Origin of the sequence: Empedobacter sp. UBA6305 (genome assembly GCF_002440405.1) — a bacterium.
Classification (GTDB): domain Bacteria; phylum Bacteroidota; class Bacteroidia; order Flavobacteriales; family Weeksellaceae; genus Empedobacter; species Empedobacter falsenii_B.
In genome coordinates, this window is sequence record NZ_DJTP01000045.1 from 1 (window position 1) to 18,576 (window position 18,576).

An 18,576-nucleotide genomic window follows, 5' to 3' on the forward strand; every position below is an offset into this window, starting at 1 on the left:
AATCAAAATGCACAACGGGTTAAAAAATAATTATATTATAAGAATTGATAGGATAAAGTGCTAAAAGAATTGATTTACTACTAATGAAAAATGTTGATTCTTTATACGGTAAATAATATATTTTTTTATTTGTTAGTGTAGATAAATCATACGAATTATTTCTGCTTTTTTTAAGCTTTGAGTTATTTGTATTTTTTCTTTTGATTTTTTCTTTTGATTTTCTTTGTTTTATATTTTTTTCATGGTTAATAGAATCTTTAATTTCAAAATTAGATATAATTGTATTTTTAGAAATGTAAAAAGTAGTATTTTCTTTTATTGTGACTAAACCTTTAGAAATTGTTGGAATAGAATCATCTCTTTCTTTTATTTCAACATTATGCGCATTAATATAAATTGAACAAAAAAAGCAAAACAATAAAAGGTAAGTAGATGAGAAATGATCGAGAAATAGAAATAAAACTCGTCTCATAATCCATATTAATTAGTTAATTAAGTTAAAGATACATGATTTAAAACAGTTTTTTGAATATTTAACATTTATTATTATAAAAATTTTTTCTGAAACAAATCATTCGACTTTCTGAATTTTAAGTTTTAGTATCTACTCTTAATAATAGAAAACTAAACAAAATATTAAAAGGTTTAATAACCAAAATATAATTTACAAAAATGTAACTTATTTTTTTCTCTCTTTGTTGTCATATTCAATATTTCAACAAAGAGTATTGTTAAAAATATTTACGAATAAATTTATTTCCAAACAACTACATTCATCATCTTTTGAAAAGAAATTTTTATAGTGTTTTATGTACATTATTAAAAAACTTTTTAATACTTTTACAAAACATCATCTCGATGTATTTTTTTAAATTTAAAATGTAATCGATTACATTAATTTTAATAAATAACTATTATGATAAATTCTGAATTTAGATATGCACATCATCCTAATGATGTTAAAAAATATACAACTGAAGAACTAAGAGAACATTTTTTAATTCCTGATATATTTATAGAAGATCAGGTGAAGTTAGTCTATTCGATGTATGATCGCTTGATTATTGGTGGTATTTACCCAGCTAATCATGCAATAACTTTGGAACCAACAACAGATCTTAAAGCAGATTTTTTTTTAGAGAGAAGAGAATTAGGAATTATAAATGTTGGTGGAAAAGGAAAAGTAACTGTTGATGGAACTGAATACGAATTGAACAACAAAGAAGCTTTATATATTGGTAAAGGAAATAAAGAAATCGTTTTTGATAAACTAAATAACGAACAACCTTTGTTTTATATCAACTCTGCTCCTGCTCATCATTCGTATCCAACTAAGAAGATTACAAAAAATGAAGCTGAAATTGTTGAGTTAGGCGATTCTAAATATGCAAACAAAAGAACAATTAATAAACTTATTGTAAATAGTGTTTTAGAAACTTGTCAATTACAAATGGGTATGACCGAATTACATCCTGGTAGTGTATGGAATACAATGCCAGCTCATACACATGAAAGACGAATGGAAGCATATTTTTATTTTGATTTAGAACAAGGACAATCAATTAGCCACTTTATGGGACAACCAAATGAAACGCGTCACATTTTCTTACAAAACAATCAAGCAGTTATTTCACCAGAATGGTCTATTCACTCGGGTGTAGGTACTTCAAATTATACTTTTATTTGGGGAATGGCTGGTGAAAATATGGATTACAGCGATATGGATGGTGTAAATACGGATGAATTAAAATAATAGAATTATGAATTTATTTGATTTATCAGGAAAAATAGCTTTAATCACAGGTGGAACACATGGTTTAGGATTAGCAATGGCAGAAGGATTGGCACAAGCTGGTGCTGAGTTAGTTATTACAAGTACAACTCCTTCAAAACTTGAAGAAGCTTTACAATATTATAAAAGTAAAGGATTTACTGTAACAGGATATATTTTTGATGTAACTGATCAACCACAAGCAAAAAAACAAGTTGAATTGATCGAAAAGAATCATGGTCAAATTGATATTCTTGTGAATAATGCTGGAATTATCAAACGTGTTCTTGCGGTAGATATGGATGTCGAAGATTTCAGAAAAGTTATCGATGTCGATTTAGTTGGTCCTTTCATCATGTCGCAATTGGTTGCAAAAGGAATGATTGAGCGTAAAACTGGAAAAATAATTAATATTTGTTCGATGATGAGCGAATTGGGACGAGACAATGTTTCTGCCTACGCTTCGGCAAAAGGTGGATTGAAAATGTTAACGCGCAACTTAGCTACAGAATGGGCAAAACATAACATTCAAGTAAACGGAATCGGACCTGGTTATTTTGCAACTTCACAAACAGAGCCGATTCGTGTGGACGGAAATCCTTTCAACGAATTTATTATCAACAGAACGCCGACTGGTCGTTGGGGAAATCCCGAAGATTTAGCTGGAACAGCGGTTTTCTTAGCTTCGGAAGCGAGTAATTTTGTTAATGGACAAATCATTTATGTCGATGGAGGAATTTTAGCAACAATAGGTAAACCATCAAACGAGTAAAATTTAAATATTATATGAAATCATTTATAACTGATACATTTTTATTACAAAATAAATATGCCGAGGAATTGTATTTCAACTATGCTGAAAAACTTCCTATTATAGATTATCACAATCATTTATCGCCAAAAGATATTGCAGAAAATAGAGTTTTTGAAAATATTTCGAAAGTTTGGATTGCTGGAGATCATTACAAATGGCGTGCAATGCGAACGTTAGGAATTAACGAAAATTGCATCACAGGAAATGCTTCTGATTTAGAAAAATTTGAAGCGTGGGCGAAAACTGTTCCTCATACGCTTCGAAATCCTTTATTTCACTGGACTCATTTAGAATTAAAACGATATTTTGGAATCGATGAATTATTGAACGAAAATAACGCAAAAGAAATTTTCGAGAATACTTCCGCTCAATTACAACAAGCAGATAAATCTTGTCAAGGTTTATTAAGTTTAGTAAATGCTGAAACGGTTTGCACAACTGAAGATCCGACAGATACGTTAGAATATCATATAACGTTAAATAAAAGCAATTTCAAGACAAAAGTTAGTACAGCTTTTCGACCAGATAAAGCGATTCTAATTGAAAATCAGGATTACAATTCTTACATCAATAAACTTTCTGAAGTTGTTGGTTTCGAAATTAATTCGTTCCAAAACTTGAAAGATGCGTTATATAATCGAATTGAAGCGTTTAATGCAATCGGTTGCAAAATTTGTGATCATGGTTTGAATAATATTTCTTACGTAGAATTTACTGATATTGAAATTAATACAATTTTCGAATCAAAAAGAAATAATCAACCGTTAAATCATACTCAAATCGAGCAATTCAAAACTGCCCTACTTCTATTTTTAGGGGAAACATATCACCAATTTGGATGGATTCAACAATATCATTTAGGCGCACTTCGCAATAACAATGCTCGTATGCATCGTATTTTAGGTCCTGATACAGGTTGGGATTCTATCGGAGATTTTAAACAAGCGGCTAATCTTTCTAAATTCTTAAATAGACTTGACGGAAATGATAAATTAACAAAGACAATCATCTATAATTTGAATCCAGCTGATAACGAAATTTTCGCAACAATGATTGGAAATTTCAATGATGGAAGCGTAAAAGGAAAAGTGCAATTTGGTTCGAGTTGGTGGTTTTTAGATCAAAAAGATGGAATCATCAAACAACTAAATGCCCTATCTAATATGGGGTTAATAAGTTGCTTTATTGGAATGTTAACAGATTCAAGAAGTTTCTTATCTTTCCCTAGGCATGAGTATTTCAGACGAGTAATCTGTAATTTATTCGGAGAAGAAATGGCAAATGGCGAATTACCAAATGATATTGAATTAGTTGGAAAAACAATATCAGATATCTGTTATTACAATGCAAAAGAATATTTTGATTTTTAGATTTATTTATGAGCAATAATATTTTGACTTTTGGAGAAGTTTTAATGAGAATTTCTCCATCAAATCATAAAACTTTGCAACAAAGTAAAGAAGTAGAATTCTTTTTTGGTGGAACAGAAATGAATGTTGCAGCTTCTTTGTCTACTTTTGGTTGTAAAACGCAACACGTCTCAAATGTTTCGAATGATTTTGTTGGAGATGCAGCTATTTCCTACATGAAAAGTCTAGGAATTGATGTTTCATTTATTAAAAAAAATGAACATCCACTTGGATTATATTTTTTAGAAGTTGGTTCTGATGTCAGACCAAGTCGTATCGCTTATAACCGATTAAATGGTTCTTTTTCAAATATAAAACCAAACGAAGTTGATTGGAATAAAGCCTTAGAAAATTGCAACTTTTTCCATTGGACAGGAATTACACCTGGAATTTCAGAATCTGCTTACGAAACGTTGAAGCAAGGTTTACAATTCGCTTATTTCAAAGGTATTCATATCACAACTGATCCTGCTTATAGAAGTAATTTATGGAATTACGGGAAGAAAGGACAAGATATTTTGAAAGAATTAATCGGATATTCAACCATTTTTATTGGTGGAGTGAATGAAATCAATGAAATTTTAGAAACAAATTTCTCAACGGATAAGAATGGATTTACTGAAGCATCTAAAACATTGATGAAAGAAATTCCGTCAATTCAAAAAGTATTTGATAAAGTTAGAATTGGAATTAATGCAAGTTCGCAAGCAACACAAGGTAGAGCTTGGATTAATAATGAATATTTAGAAACAGAAGAAATTCATATCAACCATGTCGTTGATAGAATTGGAACTGGCGATGCATTTGCTGCAGGTTTGATTTATGGTTTGATTAATCACGATGATCAATTTGCTTTAAATTTTGCAAACGCAGCTTGCGCAATGAAACATACTATTTTAGGTGACACAAATTTAGCTTCTGTTGATGATATTTTAGAGTTAGTTAATGGAAATTTTGGAGGAAGAATAAAAAGATAAAAATGGCACGATTTACAAGAATAGAAGTCGCTTTAAAAGCAAAAGAAACTGGAATTGTTCCTGTTTTTTACCATCAAGACATCGAAATTTCTAAAAAAATTATAAAAGCTTGTTACGATGGTGGCGCAAGATTATTTGAATTTACAAACAGAGGCGATTTTGCGCACGAAGTTTTTTCTGAATTAAATAAATATGCGGCAAAAGAATTACCCGAATTAATCTTAGGAATAGGCTCTGTTTTAGACGCACCAACAGCAGTATTATATCTTCAATTTGGAGCAAACTTTATTGTTGCCCCTTCTTTAAATCCTGAAGTAGCAAAAGTTTGTAACCGAAGAAAAGTAGCTTGGATGCCTGGTTGTGGATCTGTTTCGGAAATTTCTTTAGCAGAAGAATTAGGAGCAGAAATCGTTAAAATATTTCCTGCAACACAAGTTGGAGGACCAGATTTTATCAAAGCTATAAATGGACCAATGCCTTGGACGAATATTATGCCAAGCGGAGGTGTTATGCCTACAAAAGAAAGCATAACAAGCTGGATAAATGCTGGCGCTTATTGTGTTGGAATTGGATCACAATTGTTCACAAAAAATTCATCAAATGAATATGATTACTCTCAAATTGAACGAACAGTTGGAGAATCAATACAAATTTATAAAGAATTAAAAAATATATGATTTAAAGGAAGAAGTCAAAAATAATAAATCACAAAAACACACTAAATGAAGAACGAAACTTCCATTAAACCAAGTAATTTTAGATGGACTATTTGCAGTTTACTATTTGTTGCCACAACCATAAATTACTTAGATCGTCAAGTTTTATCATTAACTTGGAAAGATTACTTAGTTCCAGAGTTTCACTGGAATAATAATGACTACGGAAATATTACCGCACTTTTTTCAATATTTTATGCTGTAAGTATGTTATTTGCTGGCCGATTTATTGACAAAATGGGAACTAAAAAAGGTTTCTTATACGCTATTGCAATTTGGTCAATTGGAGCATGTTTACACGCTTTTTGTGGAATTGCAACAGCAGGGTATATTACAGATAATTGGTTTGTTGGATTTGCTGGAGCAAAAGAAATCTTAGAAAAAGTAAGTGACACCTCATTAATTATTTCAACAAGTGTTAGCTTATTTATTTTTGCTCGATTAATTTTAGCAATCGGTGAAGCTGGTAATTTTCCAGGAGCAATCAAAGCAACAGCCGAGTATTTTCCGAAAAAAGACCGTGCGTTTGCAACAAGTATTTTCAATGCTGGTGCTACTGTAGGAGCATTAGCTGCTCCTCTTACAATTCCATTTATTGCAAAATCGATGGGTTGGGAAATGGCTTTTATCATCATCGGAGCATTAGGATTTATTTGGATGGGATTTTGGATTTATTTATACCAAGTACCACACAAACATCCAAAAGTTAATAGCGCTGAATTAGAGTATATTCAACAAGATATAGAAGAAAATACAGAAACATCTACAGAAGGAAGAAAACTAACTTTTTCTGAATGTTTTAAATACAAACAAACGTGGGCTTTTATCTTCGGAAAATTTATGACAGACGGTGTTTGGTGGTTCTACCTTTTTTGGACTCCAGCTTACTTAAGTTCAGTCTACAAGATGGATAGCACACAAAGTGCCTTACCTTTGTTTGTACTTTACATCATCACATTACTTTCTATTATTGGGGGATGGTTACCAAAATATTTTGTCGATAAATTAAACATGAATCCATATTCGGGAAGAATGCGCGCAATGTTAATTTTTGCTTTCTTTCCATTATTGGCATTATTAGCTCAACCTCTTGGTGCAACCTCTTTTTGGATTCCCGTAATTATCATCGGTATTGCTGGAGCAGCTCATCAAGCTTGGTCTGCAAATATTTTCTCTACAGTTGGTGATATGTTTCCTAAAAGTGCTATTGCTACAATAGTTGGAATCGGTGGTATGGCTGGTGGAATTGGTTCTTTTTTGATCAATAAATCATCAGGAGTTTTGTTTGATTATTCACACAAAAACTGGACAACTATCGATGGTACTCCATTATTAGAAAAATATCCTCAATACATCAACGAAAGATTACCAGAAAATTTACTTTCAGATTTAGAAAAATCAGGAGCAATTATAGTTGATGGAATCAACAAAGGTTATATGATCATTTTTACAATTTGTGGGGTTGCTTATTTAACAGCATGGATTGTCATGAAAATATTAGTACCAAAATACAAAGTGATTAAATAATCAATTTAAATTCAATAACTTGAAAACAAAATTAAATAAAAAACTATATCATCAAGAAAATGAACTTCCTATAAAAATTATTCAATTTGGAGGTGGAAATTTTATGCGCGCTTTTACAGACTATGTAATCGATAAACTGAATAAAGATGCCAATTTTAATGCAGGAATCGCAAACATAAAAGTGACACCTTCTGGAAGTTCATTTCATACTTTTGAAGAACAAGATAATCTGTATACTTTATTTATTCGAGGAATTAAAAAAGGTGAATTGATTGATGAAAATCGTGTTATTTCTGCGATTCAAAAATCGATTAATCCTTATAAAGAATACCAAGATTTTTTGAAATTAGCAAAAGAAGAACAATTGGAATTTGTTTTTTCTAACACAACAGAATCTGGAATTGTATTTGATCCTTCAGAAAACAAATTAGAAAATGCGCCCCACGAAAATTTTCCTGCAAAATTAACTGCGTTCTTATATGAAAGATATCTTTATTTTAATGGAGATACTGACAAAGGTTTAACAATTATTCCATGTGAATTAATTGAGAATAACGCCATTATTTTGAAAGATTATATTTTAGAATACGCTAAATTATGGAACTTAGAAAATGAATTTATTACTTGGATTAACACTTCAAATAAATTTCATAATACATTAGTAGACAGAATTGTACCTGGATTTCCAAAAGATGATTTAGAAAGCTACACAAATCAGTTAGATTATGAAGATGAATTGATTGTCGTTTCAGAAGCGTTCTTATTTTGGGCAATTGAAGGCGATGAAAAATTGGAAGAAAAAATTCCTTTTAGTAAAGCAAATGAACAGATTTTGCTTGTCAAAAATATAGCACCTTATCGTACTTCTAAAGTTCGAATTTTAAATGGCGCTCACACTTCAATGGTTCCTTTTTCTATTATGTTAGGTATAGAAACTGTTCGTGATGCAATCGATAACAAAGTAGCTGGAGATTTTATTAAAAATATTATTTATAATGAAATCATTCCTATCCTTGATTTACCAGAAGAACAATTAAAAGAATATACAGAAGATGTTTTAGATCGATTTAGAAATCCTTTTATCAAGCACTATTTATCGAGTATAGCGTTAAATTCTATCTCTAAATTCAAAGTTCGTGTTCTTCCAAGTTTATTAGATTATGTAGAGAAATTCAATCAAATTCCGAAAGGAATTACATTTTCTTTGGCTTGTTTAATTCGTTTTTACAAAGGTGATTGGAACAATGAAGAATTACCTATAAATGATGACGAAGCGATTATAAGTGAGTTCAGAAATATTTGGAAAAACAATGATTATCAACAAATAAGTCATTCTGTTTTGAAGAATATAAATTTCTGGGAACAAGATTTGACAAAGGTTAATCAATTAGAAAATGAAATTGAAAAAGCTCTTCGGCTAATTGATGAATATGGAATTGAAAAATCTTATGAAATATATAGCAACCAAACGATTTAAGAGAAAAAAATGCAGAAAAAAGCTATAAAAGTTAATCCAACGGATAATGTAATTGTTGCATTAGTTGACCTAAAAGTAAATGAAATTGTGGTCGTTGATAATGCTGAATATGAAATTCAGAAAGATACGAATGCGAAACACAAGTTTGCTGCAATAGATTTTGTAGAAAATGACACGATTACGATGTATGGTATTACTGTCGGAAAAGCCGTTTGCAACATAAAAAAAGGTGAAGTTATTACGACTGAAAATGTAAAACATCAAAGTTCTAAAGTCGAAAAGAAAACAGCTACAACGTCATGGACTCCTCCAAATATCGATAAATGGAAAGACAAAACATTTATGGGATATCACAGAGAAGACGGACAAGTTGGAACGGAAAATATTTGGTTGTTTTTTCCTTTGGTTTTTTGCGAAAATAGAAATGTTGAAATTTTGAAAGATGTTTTCGAAAAAGAATTATTATTCGAAAAACCATCAAAACATCAACTGCTTTTACGTTCGTTAATTCAGAATTCTGATGAAAACGAGCAAGACACAGATGAAGAAGACACTAGAGTATTCAAAAATATTGATGTTAAATTCGTTACACATCAAGGAGGTTGTGGCGGAATTCGACAAGATGCTGAAGCTTTAGGAAGATTGCTTGCTGGATATGTAAACAATCCGAATGTCGCTGGTGCAACAGTCCTGAGTCTTGGGTGTCAGAATTTACAAGTTGATATTTTTAAAGAAGCTTTACATAAAATCAATCCTGATAATCAAAAACCAATTATCGTTTACGAGCAACAAAAATCTGGAACAGTTGATAATATGTTGAACGGTATTATTAAAGATTCGTTCGAAGCAATCAAAAAAGCCAATGAAATTGAACGTAAACCAGCTCCATTATCTAAATTAGTTTTAGGATTAGAATGTGGAGGATCAGATGGTTTTTCTGGTATTTCTGCTAATCCAACCTTAGGCTATTTATCAGATATTATGGCTGCAATTGGAGGTGCTACCATTTTGTCCGAATTTCCCGAATTGTGCGGAGTTGAACAAGAATTAATCAATCGTTGTGTGAATGAAAAAGATGCCGAAAGATTTTTACAATTAATGAAAGATTTCGAAGATTCTGTTGTTGCCGCTGGTTCTGGATTTGACATGAATCCTTCTCCTGGAAATATAAAAGATGGATTAATAACAGATGCGATGAAATCTGCTGGTGCAGCTAAAAAAGGGGGTTCCTCTCCTATTCAAGATGTTTTAGATTATACAGAATATATCAAAAAACCTGGTTTAAATTTGCTATGTACACCAGGAAATGATGTTGAATGTACAACTGCATTAGTCGGAACTGGATCTAATATCGTCTTGTTCACTACAGGTTTAGGAACGCCTACTGGAAATCCTGTTGCCCCTGTTGTAAAAATTTCTTCGAACACAGCATTACAAGAAAAAATGCCTGATATTATCGATTTTAATACGGGAGAAATCATTACTGGAAATAAAACAATTGAAGAAACCGCTAACGAACTTTTAGAATTTATCATAAAAGTTGCAAGCGGTGAAGTCAAAGTAAAAGCTAAGATTTTAAATCAAAACGATTTTATCCCTTGGAAAAGAGGCGTTTCTTTATAACCTATTTTCTTTTCGAAGATTTTCGAATATGAATTTGAGGATTTAAAACAACCTTTTTTTCTATGCTTATCCCTGAAAAATTTTCGTTCATATATTCCAGAAATACTTGAGCGGAAATTTTTCCCATTACATCTGGTGTCTGATCTACACTACTAATAGGTAATTCCATATATTGCGTAAATGGCTCATTACTAAAACCTATTATTGCAACATCTTCAGGAATGCTTATATTTTTCTTTTTCAATTGTTGACAAGCTCCCAACGCTGCATAATCACTGGCCGAGAAAATACCATCTGGTGGCGATGATAAATTCCATAATGTTTTTATTGCTTCAACCCCATCTTCTATCGAACTTTTAATTGAAAAAACATATTCTTCTTTAAAAGCTAATTTATTATCTTTCAATGCATCGATATAACCATTGTAACGATTCTGATAAATCTCTAAACGCAAATCTCCAGATAAATGACAAATTCTACGACAACCTTGTTTAATCAAATGCTCGGTTGCCAAATATCCACCCTTATAATCATCAATTGTTACAGTACTGATTCCTGCAATATCTTTTTTACGGTCAAAAAATATGATTGGAGTATTAGATTCTTTTGCAGTTTCTATGTGCGAAATATCTTCCGTCGTTTTAGAAACAGACATAAAAATACCATCAACCTGTGCATTCAATAATGTATTTAGTTGTTTTCTTTCTAAATCTACATCTTCGTGACTTTGACAAATAATAACATGGTAACCATGTGGAGACAACTCCTCTTCTATCCCACGAATTAGAGATGAGAAAAAATTTGTATTAATATAAGGAACAATAATCCCAATATTATTTGTCTTCCCACTTTTTAGAGCCTGCGCTAAAGTATTTTGTTTGTAATTAAGCTCTTTAGCAGCTTTCATAACCAACTCTTTCGTTTTCTGACTAATTTTAGGATGATCGTTTAAAGCCCTCGAAACGGTAGCAGCACTAATATTCAATTTTTCAGAAATATCATATATTGTAGCACTTTTTTTCATAATAAGGTAAAATTCAAGTTCGTTATCAAGATTCGGTAAATATAAATTAAATCTCAATAGTATTATATAGTAATGTATAAATTACAATGGTTCTAAAACTATTAAAAAGCATTCAAAACACATTTGTAATCGATTACAAATTTACTTCAATTTATATATTTTTATATTCAAAAATTCAATAAATCACCAAAAAAATTATGATCTAAATTAACCACTTTAGCTTATTTAAGTTAGAGTATATATAAATATCAGTCAACACAAACAGATATTGTATTAAATATCAATAACTAACAAATAGATTAATTATTTTTTATAAATTTTAATATTTTATTTGATTTTAAAAAAAATAGTTATATTTTAGTGTACTATATACACTTTTATATTTAATAATGTAATCGATTACGCTAAAAATTATTTAGTTTAACAGAAGAAACACAAAACCACACATATGAGGATATCTAAAATTAAGTTATTCACGCTTTTGCTTCTACCAATTGCGAGTTTTGCGCAAGAAGAAATAAAAGTTTCCGGAACAGTTAAATCATCTATTAATAATTCACCTCTTAATGGAGTTGACATTTATGTAGATGGGACAACGTACGAAACAATTACAGATGAAAATGGATTTTATGAAATTGTTGTTCCAGATAACTCGACTTTAACCATTACCTATGATGGTTATGAAATACAGACTATTCCTGTTAATAAGAAAGGAACAATCGATATAAAACTGAAAGATCTTGTTGCAACAGAGCAACAAAATCTAAATGAAGTTGTTGTAATTGGATATACAACTGTAACACGTGATGAATTAACAGGTTCTGTGGCAAGTGTAAATGCTGATCAGATAAAAGATATGGCAGTAAATTCTGCTGCTGAAGCTATACAAGGTCGATTAGCTGGTGTACAAGTTAGTATGTCCGAAGGTGCACCAGGAGCTGATGTTACAATTAAAGTTCGTGGAGGCACATCGATTACACAAGACAACAGCCCTCTGTATATCGTGGATGGAATACAAGTAGAAAATGCCTTATCTATTTTATCTCCACAAGAAATTGCAAGTATTGATGTTTTAAAAGATGCAGCTTCTACTGCTATTTATGGTGCGAGAGGTGCAAACGGTGTTGTGCTTATTACGACAAAAAGTGGTTTCAACATGCCTACACAAGTTACTTATTCTAATTATACTGGATTTAGAGAAATTCAGAATAAGTTAGAAGTAATGACTCCGTATGAATTTGTACGTTATCAGTATGAATTGTATAATATTAATAATGATGAGCAATTAGCAGATTCTTTCAGAAAAAGATATGGAGATTTTAACGATATAGATATCTATAAAAGTATGGAAGCGAGAGATTGGCAAGAAGAAGTTTTTGGTAGAAAAGCTTTTTCTCAAAATCATAACGTTTCGATTGTTGGTGGAAATAAATCGACTGATTTCAGTTTAAATTTAAATCACATCAACGAAGATGGAATTATGCTGAATTCTAGTTACAAAAGAAATTTAGCAAACTTCAAATTAAATCATAAAATCAGCGACAAAGTAAAAACGGGAGTTAGTTTTAGATATAGTAAAGATAAAATCATGGGAGCTGGTACTTCAAATACAGGTTCTCAATCAAATAACAGACTTCGTAATTCAGTGAGATATCAACCTTTTGCTGCTCCAGGAAACGAATCGTATGTTGATTTCTTCGATCCAGATTATTATGCACAAACAAACCTTACAAGTCCTGTTTTGCTAGCGAATAATGAAGTAAGAGAAGACGAAAGACAAAACCTTTTGATGAATGGTTACTTGTCTTGGCAAATTGTCAAAGGGTTAACCTTCAAATCTGTTTTTGGTTATGTACAAACAGATCGCAATGACAATAGTTTTTACGGAAATATCACAAGTGTTGCAATGGCAAATGCTAATCTTCCTGTGGTTGATATGCGTGCAAGTCAAACAAGAAGAATTTCAAATTCAAATACATTACAATATTCACCAAGATTAGGTTCTACTCATAAACTAGATGTAATGATTGGACAGGAAATTGTAAAAACAGACGGAGAAACATCAAGAACGTATATCAAATGGTTACCAAAAAATATTTCGGCTAATCAAGCATTTTCTAATTTGCAAAGTGCGGTTCCTCCTGCAGGAATGGTACAAGATCCAGTTTCAACATCAGTAAATGTGGATCGATTGGCTTCGTTTTTTGGACAAGTTAATTATTCGTTCAATAAAAAATATATGTTAACACTTTCTGTCAGAACAGACGGATCGAGTGTATTCTCTCCTGATAATCGTTATGCTACCTTCCCTTCTGCTTCATTTGCTTGGAATGTTGCAAGAGAAAATTTCTTAAAAGATTCTTCTTGGATTGACGAACTAAAATTACGTTTAAGCTATGGTACTTCGGGTAATAACCGCATTGAGCCATTCTTATATTCAACATTCTTTAGTAGTTCAAGTAACTGGGGATATTCATTTGATAATGCTGTAGTTCCAGGTTTAGCTCCTAATGAAAGGTTGGCAAATTCGGGTGCAAAATGGGAAAAAACAATTTCTAAAAACATTGGATTAGATTATACTTTATTCAATAAACGTGTTTATGGTAGTATCGATGCTTATGTAACAAATACAAAAGATTTATTATTATTGGCTAAAATTCCGCAAACAGGCGGATACGAATACCAATATCAAAACTCTGGTGAAACGGAAAACAAAGGAATTGAATTTACAATAGGTGCTGATATTGCGAAATCTAAAAACTTTAAATGGAATGTAAACTTCAATATTTCTCATAATCAAAATGTTATCAAATCTTTAGGAAAAGATGTAACTGGTGATGGTCTACAATACTATTATCAATCATCTGGATGGGTAAATAATTTGCAAGATTTCAAAGTTGAAGTAGGTAAACCTATCGGACAATTCTATGGTTATGTAACAGACGGATGGTACAAAGTGAGCGATTTCGATTACAATCCATCAACTCAAAAATATACATTAAAAGCTGGTGTTGCAAGCAATTCTGCTGCGGCATTAGGTTCAAAAGATGTGCGTCCTGGAGATTTAAAATTGAAAGATTTAAATAACGATGGAATAATTGATGATAATGATAAAACAGTTTTAGGAAATGCTCAACCTAAATTCTATGGTGGATTTAATCAACAATTTCAATGGAAAAATATCGACCTAAGTATGTTCTTCACTTATTCTGTTGGTAATAAAGTTTACAATGCCAATAAAGTTGAGTTTACAACACAATATTTATACCGCGACAACAATATGTTAAAAGCAGTTGCTGGAGCTTGGAGAAATTTTGACGATAACGGAAATCGAGTAACAGATCCTACACAATTAGAAGCTCTAAACGCAAATGCTACATTTTGGTCACCTCCTTCTGGAAATTATATTTTACATTCTTATGCCATCGAAGATGGATCTTATTTAAGATTAAGCAACGTTACAGTTGGTTATTCTTTACCAGAAGATATGTTAGCAAAAACGAAATTTATTAGCAAAGTAAGAATCTACGCAACAATCAATAATTTATTTACAATTACTGGTTATTCTGGTTATGATCCTGAAGCAAATACAAGACGCACAAGTCCTTTAACTCCTGGAGTTGATTACGCTGCCTATCCACGAAGCAGATTTTTCTTAACAGGTATTAATGTTACTTTCTAATCTCAAAACACATCAAAAATGAAAACAAAAACAATTATAAAAATATTAGGCGTTAGCATCGTTTTATTAACAACAACATCATGCGATGATTATTTGGATGTTAGTAGCCCTTCCAATACTTCCGAAATAGAGGTTTACAACGATGCAAGTTACACTTACTCTGCTTTGGTTGGCGTATATAATCAATTGGCTGGTGATAATGGTTACGGAAACAGAATTTCTTCTATCATTGGACAAGCTGCAGATGATTTCAAAACATCAGGTGATTACAATTGTAACGATCGTCGTGGAATTAGTATGTACAATGCATGTCCTACAAATCCAGAATTAGACAAACCTTTCCGTCAATTATACACAGGAATCGAAAGAGCAAATTTATTAATTTATAATATTCCGACATCTGATGTCTACAAATCTGGAAGTGATAGTGACAAAAAGTTAATGGATAGATATTACGGAGAAGCATTGACGTTAAGAGCGCAATATTATTACGAATTAATCAGAAACTTTGGTGATGTTCCATTTCAAGATAAACCATCTTCTCAGTACGAACATATTTTCCTTCCAAAAACTGATCGTGATGAAGTGTATGAAGTTTTATTAAATGATTTAGAAACTGCTTCAAAAGTTATTCCATGGAGAGCCGAATCTGGAGATCCTACAACACGAATTACAAAAGCTTTTGTGAAAGGCTTACGTGCTCGTATTGCACTTGCTAGAGCTGGATATTCGTTGAGAAGACAGCCTGTACAGATGGTTAAAGGAACAAATCCAGAAAAATATTACCAAATTGCTCGCAACGAAACGTTTGACATTATGCAACAACGTGGAAGTCATAATATCAATCCAAATTACGAAGATGTTTTCCGTGCTATTCACGAAGGTCGCATGGATAATACAAACGAAATGATTTTTCAAGTAGGTGCTTTTGGCGGAAATGCGCGAACTGATAGTAAACTTGGTTATTACAACGGATTACGTCATAATGCAGCTTCTAAATGGAATGGTGGTGGCGGAATAAATGCTTTACCAACTTATTTTTATGAATTTGATAAATATGATCAAAGACGAGATGTAACAATCAATGCGTTCGAAATTAATGCAGATGATTTAACACAGGTGGTAAAAATTGATGCTTTAACAGACGGAAAATTTAGAAAGTCTTGGACAAAAGTAACTGGTCCTTCTCAAAATGTTGGAATCAATTGGCCTATTATGCGTTTTGCTGATGTTTTATTAATGTTTGCTGAAGCAGAAAATGAATTAAATGGTGGACCAACAGCTGCTGCAATAGATGCTTTAAGAGAAGTTAGAGCAAGAGCTTATGCGAACAATCCTGATAAAATGCCTGCGGTTACAGCGAATGGTTATCAAGGCTTTTTTGAGCAAATTGTACACGAAAGATTATTAGAATTTGGTGGAGAATCTATCCGAAAATATGACTTAATCAGATGGAATCTTTTAGGTCAAGTGGTAACAGAAACTCGTGTTAAATTACAAAATCTATTAGATGGAACGGGAGAATATGCCAATGTACCTAAATACATTTATTACAAAATTGGTAAATACGATCCAACGCAAACTGCACAAAAAACTGTTTTGAATTTAGATACTTATTTTGTTGGAAATGATAAAACAGAATTGTTTTACACGCCTTCTGTAGCTTCTACTCCAACGGGATATACACGCATAAACTGGCAAACTGGAATGGCTGCGACAATGATTAACGACGAGCGAAAAGGTTGGTTACAATATTACAAACCAAATCATTCAGAACTGTTGCCTATTTATCAAGACATCATCAATACAAACTATAATTTAACACAAGATTACGGATACTAAAACACAATTATTATGAAAAAAACTTTTTATAAAATATTGATTATAGGAACAGTATTACTTACTGCAAATGCTGTAATCTCTTGTAATGATGATGAATTTCAGTCAGAATCTAACGATCCAATGAGAATGTTTACACCATTGTCTTTATCTGCCGAAAATTTTGAAACAGAAACTAAAGTCACATGGTCACCTTCTCTGTATACTAATAATATTGACGAAACTTATACAACAGAAGTTTCAAGCGATTCGTTATTTACAAATCCAAAAGATATCATTTTAACAAAAAAAACAGATTCTGCTGGAGTTGTTATTACGGATCAAGAAATTCCCGTGAGAAAAAATTTCTTTATACGTGTTAAAACAAATGCTTACGAAAACAGACCAGAATCTCACTGGTCTGTTAGTAAGCGAATTAAAATTATTGGAATCCAAATTTTGCATCCTATTTATGATCCAAATATTCTGGAGAATCAAGCAACGGTTAGTTGGGATGTAACTGCTGGAGTAACTGAATTGAGATTTCAAGCATATACACAAGTTTCTGGTCAGGATCCTGTTTATGTTAGCGATCCTATTATAAGTCAAATTACAAGTAGCGAAGCTACTGCTGGACTTAAAACAACAAAAGGGCTTAATCCAAGTACACGATATACAGTCGAAATTTATAAAGGAAATACAAGCGTTGGTTCTCAGAATTTCACGACTAAATCGTCTACAAGTTATAGTGTTATTGCTAATTCTGGCGATGATTTAATCACCTTGATTAACAATGCAAAAGATGGTGATATCATTGGATTAAATCCTGGTAAATATGATTCTGGAGATAAATTGTTTGCAATTAATGCGAAGAAAATTTCATTGATTGGAATTTCTGGAAATCCAGAAGATACAAAAGTTTCTTTCAAAGAATTTACGTTAAATGATACTGGGGCTGGTTTACATCTAAAGAATATCGAATTAGATGGAAGCGCAAATACGGCAGATTATTTAATCAATTTGACAAGCAGCAGCAGCAATGGTGCGAAGGCTAATTTTGCAAATGTATTGATTGAAAACTGTATTGTAAGTAGTGTTAAAACCTCAGCTTTCAGAGCAAATAGAGGTCCAAATAGCGGATATGTAATGGATAAATTTGAGATTAAACATTCTTTCTTCAAGAATTTCCCAGCTTCATCTTACGGATTTTTACATTTAGACAAATTAGTTTTTAACGAAGTTAATATCGAAAATTCAACATTTACAGAAGTTGGAGATTTATTTATTCGATACAGAGAAAGTATTACTACGCCATCTGCTAACGCAACAATTAATGTCAACAATTGTACAATTAATAGTTTTGGACAAAGTTCTTCTTTTCCACTATTAGACAATAATAACGTGCCGATCAAAGCTAATTTTACCAATAATATTATTGCAAATTCGCCAAGAGTTGGAGGAAGTTTATCGAGTAATAATTTAATTCGTTTAGCTACTTCAAGTACAGCTGTTTTTACGTTCAACAATTTCTATAATTTGACGAATGGTAAAGCAGCTGATTTACAAAAACTTGTTTTTCCTACTGGAGGAGTAACTTCTACGAATAATCAAGAAAATGCTCTAAATTGGACAAACACAACAATTGATTTTACATTACCAGTCAATTCTCCATTAAGAACTGCATCTTCTACAGGTGCTGCGATTGGAGATCCAAGATGGTGGAATTAATTAAACGATA

13 protein-coding genes are annotated in these 18,576 nt (G+C 31.7%); 11 read left to right on the top strand and 2 right to left on the bottom strand.

Annotation, left to right across the window (positions count from 1 at the left end; translation table 11 throughout):
- Positions 1 to 19: 19 nt before the first annotated feature.
- Positions 20 to 472 (bottom strand): hypothetical protein, encoded by a 453-nt coding sequence (locus tag B3M86_RS11135; RefSeq protein ID WP_286495600.1) that lies wholly within the window; start codon positions 470 to 472, stop codon positions 20 to 22.
- 444 nt (positions 473 to 916) lie between these two features.
- Here B3M86_RS11135 and kduI point away from each other — a divergent pair, with 444 nt between their 5' ends.
- The 8 genes from kduI to B3M86_RS11175 are packed head-to-tail and all read left to right on the top strand — an operon-like array spanning position 917 to position 10,314.
- Complete coding sequence (gene kduI / locus B3M86_RS11140) at positions 917 to 1,753, top strand: 5-dehydro-4-deoxy-D-glucuronate isomerase (protein ID WP_286495601.1); 837 nt, start codon at positions 917 to 919, stop codon at positions 1,751 to 1,753.
- Positions 1,754 to 1,760: 7 nt separating this feature from the next.
- Positions 1,761 to 2,543 carry a gluconate 5-dehydrogenase gene (locus tag B3M86_RS11145; protein ID WP_291046863.1) on the top strand — a complete coding sequence of 261 codons (783 nt, stop codon included), beginning with the start codon at positions 1,761 to 1,763 and terminating at the stop codon, positions 2,541 to 2,543.
- A 14-nt stretch (positions 2,544 to 2,557) separates the two neighbouring features.
- Complete coding sequence (gene uxaC, locus B3M86_RS11150; protein ID WP_219035359.1) at positions 2,558 to 3,955, top strand: glucuronate isomerase; 1,398 nt, start codon at positions 2,558 to 2,560, stop codon at positions 3,953 to 3,955.
- An 8-nt stretch (positions 3,956 to 3,963) separates the two neighbouring features.
- Positions 3,964 to 4,971, top strand: a complete 1,008-nt coding sequence (locus tag B3M86_RS11155) for a sugar kinase (RefSeq protein ID WP_286495603.1) — start codon at positions 3,964 to 3,966, stop codon at positions 4,969 to 4,971.
- Positions 4,972 to 4,973: 2 nt separating this feature from the next.
- Positions 4,974 to 5,648 carry a bifunctional 4-hydroxy-2-oxoglutarate aldolase/2-dehydro-3-deoxy-phosphogluconate aldolase gene (locus B3M86_RS11160; protein ID WP_221855132.1) on the top strand — a complete coding sequence of 225 codons (675 nt, stop codon included), beginning with the start codon at positions 4,974 to 4,976 and terminating at the stop codon, positions 5,646 to 5,648.
- Between the two features lie 45 nt (positions 5,649 to 5,693).
- The gene (locus B3M86_RS11165; RefSeq protein ID WP_221855134.1) at positions 5,694 to 7,214 is read left to right on the top strand and encodes an MFS transporter; all 1,521 of its coding nucleotides are present in this window, start codon (positions 5,694 to 5,696) and stop codon (positions 7,212 to 7,214) included.
- Positions 7,215 to 7,233: 19 nt separating this feature from the next.
- Complete coding sequence (locus B3M86_RS11170; RefSeq protein ID WP_286495604.1) at positions 7,234 to 8,691, top strand: tagaturonate reductase; 1,458 nt, start codon at positions 7,234 to 7,236, stop codon at positions 8,689 to 8,691.
- 9 nt (positions 8,692 to 8,700) lie between these two features.
- Positions 8,701 to 10,314: a UxaA family hydrolase gene (locus tag B3M86_RS11175; protein WP_221855138.1), complete on the top strand. Its 1,614-nt coding sequence runs from the start codon at positions 8,701 to 8,703 to the stop codon at positions 10,312 to 10,314.
- A gap of 1 nt (position 10,315) precedes the next feature.
- Here the strand turns inward: B3M86_RS11175 and B3M86_RS11180 are convergent, their stop codons facing one another.
- Positions 10,316 to 11,338 carry a LacI family DNA-binding transcriptional regulator gene (locus tag B3M86_RS11180; RefSeq protein WP_038330468.1) on the bottom strand — a complete coding sequence of 341 codons (1,023 nt, stop codon included), beginning with the start codon at positions 11,336 to 11,338 and terminating at the stop codon, positions 10,316 to 10,318.
- A gap of 448 nt (positions 11,339 to 11,786) precedes the next feature.
- On the opposite strand from B3M86_RS11180, the gene B3M86_RS11185 reads away from it, so the two are divergent.
- The 3 genes from B3M86_RS11185 to B3M86_RS11195 are packed head-to-tail and all read left to right on the top strand — an operon-like array spanning position 11,787 to position 18,566.
- Positions 11,787 to 15,020, top strand: coding sequence for a SusC/RagA family TonB-linked outer membrane protein (locus tag B3M86_RS11185; protein ID WP_291076813.1), 3,234 nt, complete (start codon positions 11,787 to 11,789; stop codon positions 15,018 to 15,020).
- Between the two features lie 18 nt (positions 15,021 to 15,038).
- On the top strand, positions 15,039 to 16,862 hold the full coding sequence (locus B3M86_RS11190) for a RagB/SusD family nutrient uptake outer membrane protein (RefSeq protein WP_221855142.1): 1,824 nt from the start codon (positions 15,039 to 15,041) through the stop codon (positions 16,860 to 16,862).
- A 12-nt stretch (positions 16,863 to 16,874) separates the two neighbouring features.
- On the top strand, positions 16,875 to 18,566 hold the full coding sequence (locus tag B3M86_RS11195) for a DUF4957 domain-containing protein (protein WP_219034320.1): 1,692 nt from the start codon (positions 16,875 to 16,877) through the stop codon (positions 18,564 to 18,566).
- The last annotated feature ends 10 nt before the right edge of the window (positions 18,567 to 18,576 follow it).

Coding starts and splice junctions, on each gene's coding strand:
- B3M86_RS11175 (WP_221855138.1), top strand. CDS start 8,701: ATGCAGAAAAAAGCTATAAAAGTTAATCCAACGGATAATGTAATTGTT.
- B3M86_RS11195 (WP_219034320.1), top strand. CDS start 16,875: ATGAAAAAAACTTTTTATAAAATATTGATTATAGGAACAGTATTACTT.
- B3M86_RS11160 (WP_221855132.1), top strand. CDS start 4,974: ATGGCACGATTTACAAGAATAGAAGTCGCTTTAAAAGCAAAAGAAACT.
- B3M86_RS11190 (WP_221855142.1), top strand. CDS start 15,039: ATGAAAACAAAAACAATTATAAAAATATTAGGCGTTAGCATCGTTTTA.
- B3M86_RS11145 (WP_291046863.1), top strand. CDS start 1,761: ATGAATTTATTTGATTTATCAGGAAAAATAGCTTTAATCACAGGTGGA.
- kduI (WP_286495601.1), top strand. CDS start 917: ATGATAAATTCTGAATTTAGATATGCACATCATCCTAATGATGTTAAA.
- B3M86_RS11165 (WP_221855134.1), top strand. CDS start 5,694: ATGAAGAACGAAACTTCCATTAAACCAAGTAATTTTAGATGGACTATT.
- B3M86_RS11155 (WP_286495603.1), top strand. CDS start 3,964: ATGAGCAATAATATTTTGACTTTTGGAGAAGTTTTAATGAGAATTTCT.
- B3M86_RS11135 (WP_286495600.1), bottom strand. CDS start 472: ATGAGACGAGTTTTATTTCTATTTCTCGATCATTTCTCATCTACTTAC.
- B3M86_RS11185 (WP_291076813.1), top strand. CDS start 11,787: ATGAGGATATCTAAAATTAAGTTATTCACGCTTTTGCTTCTACCAATT.
- B3M86_RS11180 (WP_038330468.1), bottom strand. CDS start 11,338: ATGAAAAAAAGTGCTACAATATATGATATTTCTGAAAAATTGAATATT.
- uxaC (WP_219035359.1), top strand. CDS start 2,558: ATGAAATCATTTATAACTGATACATTTTTATTACAAAATAAATATGCC.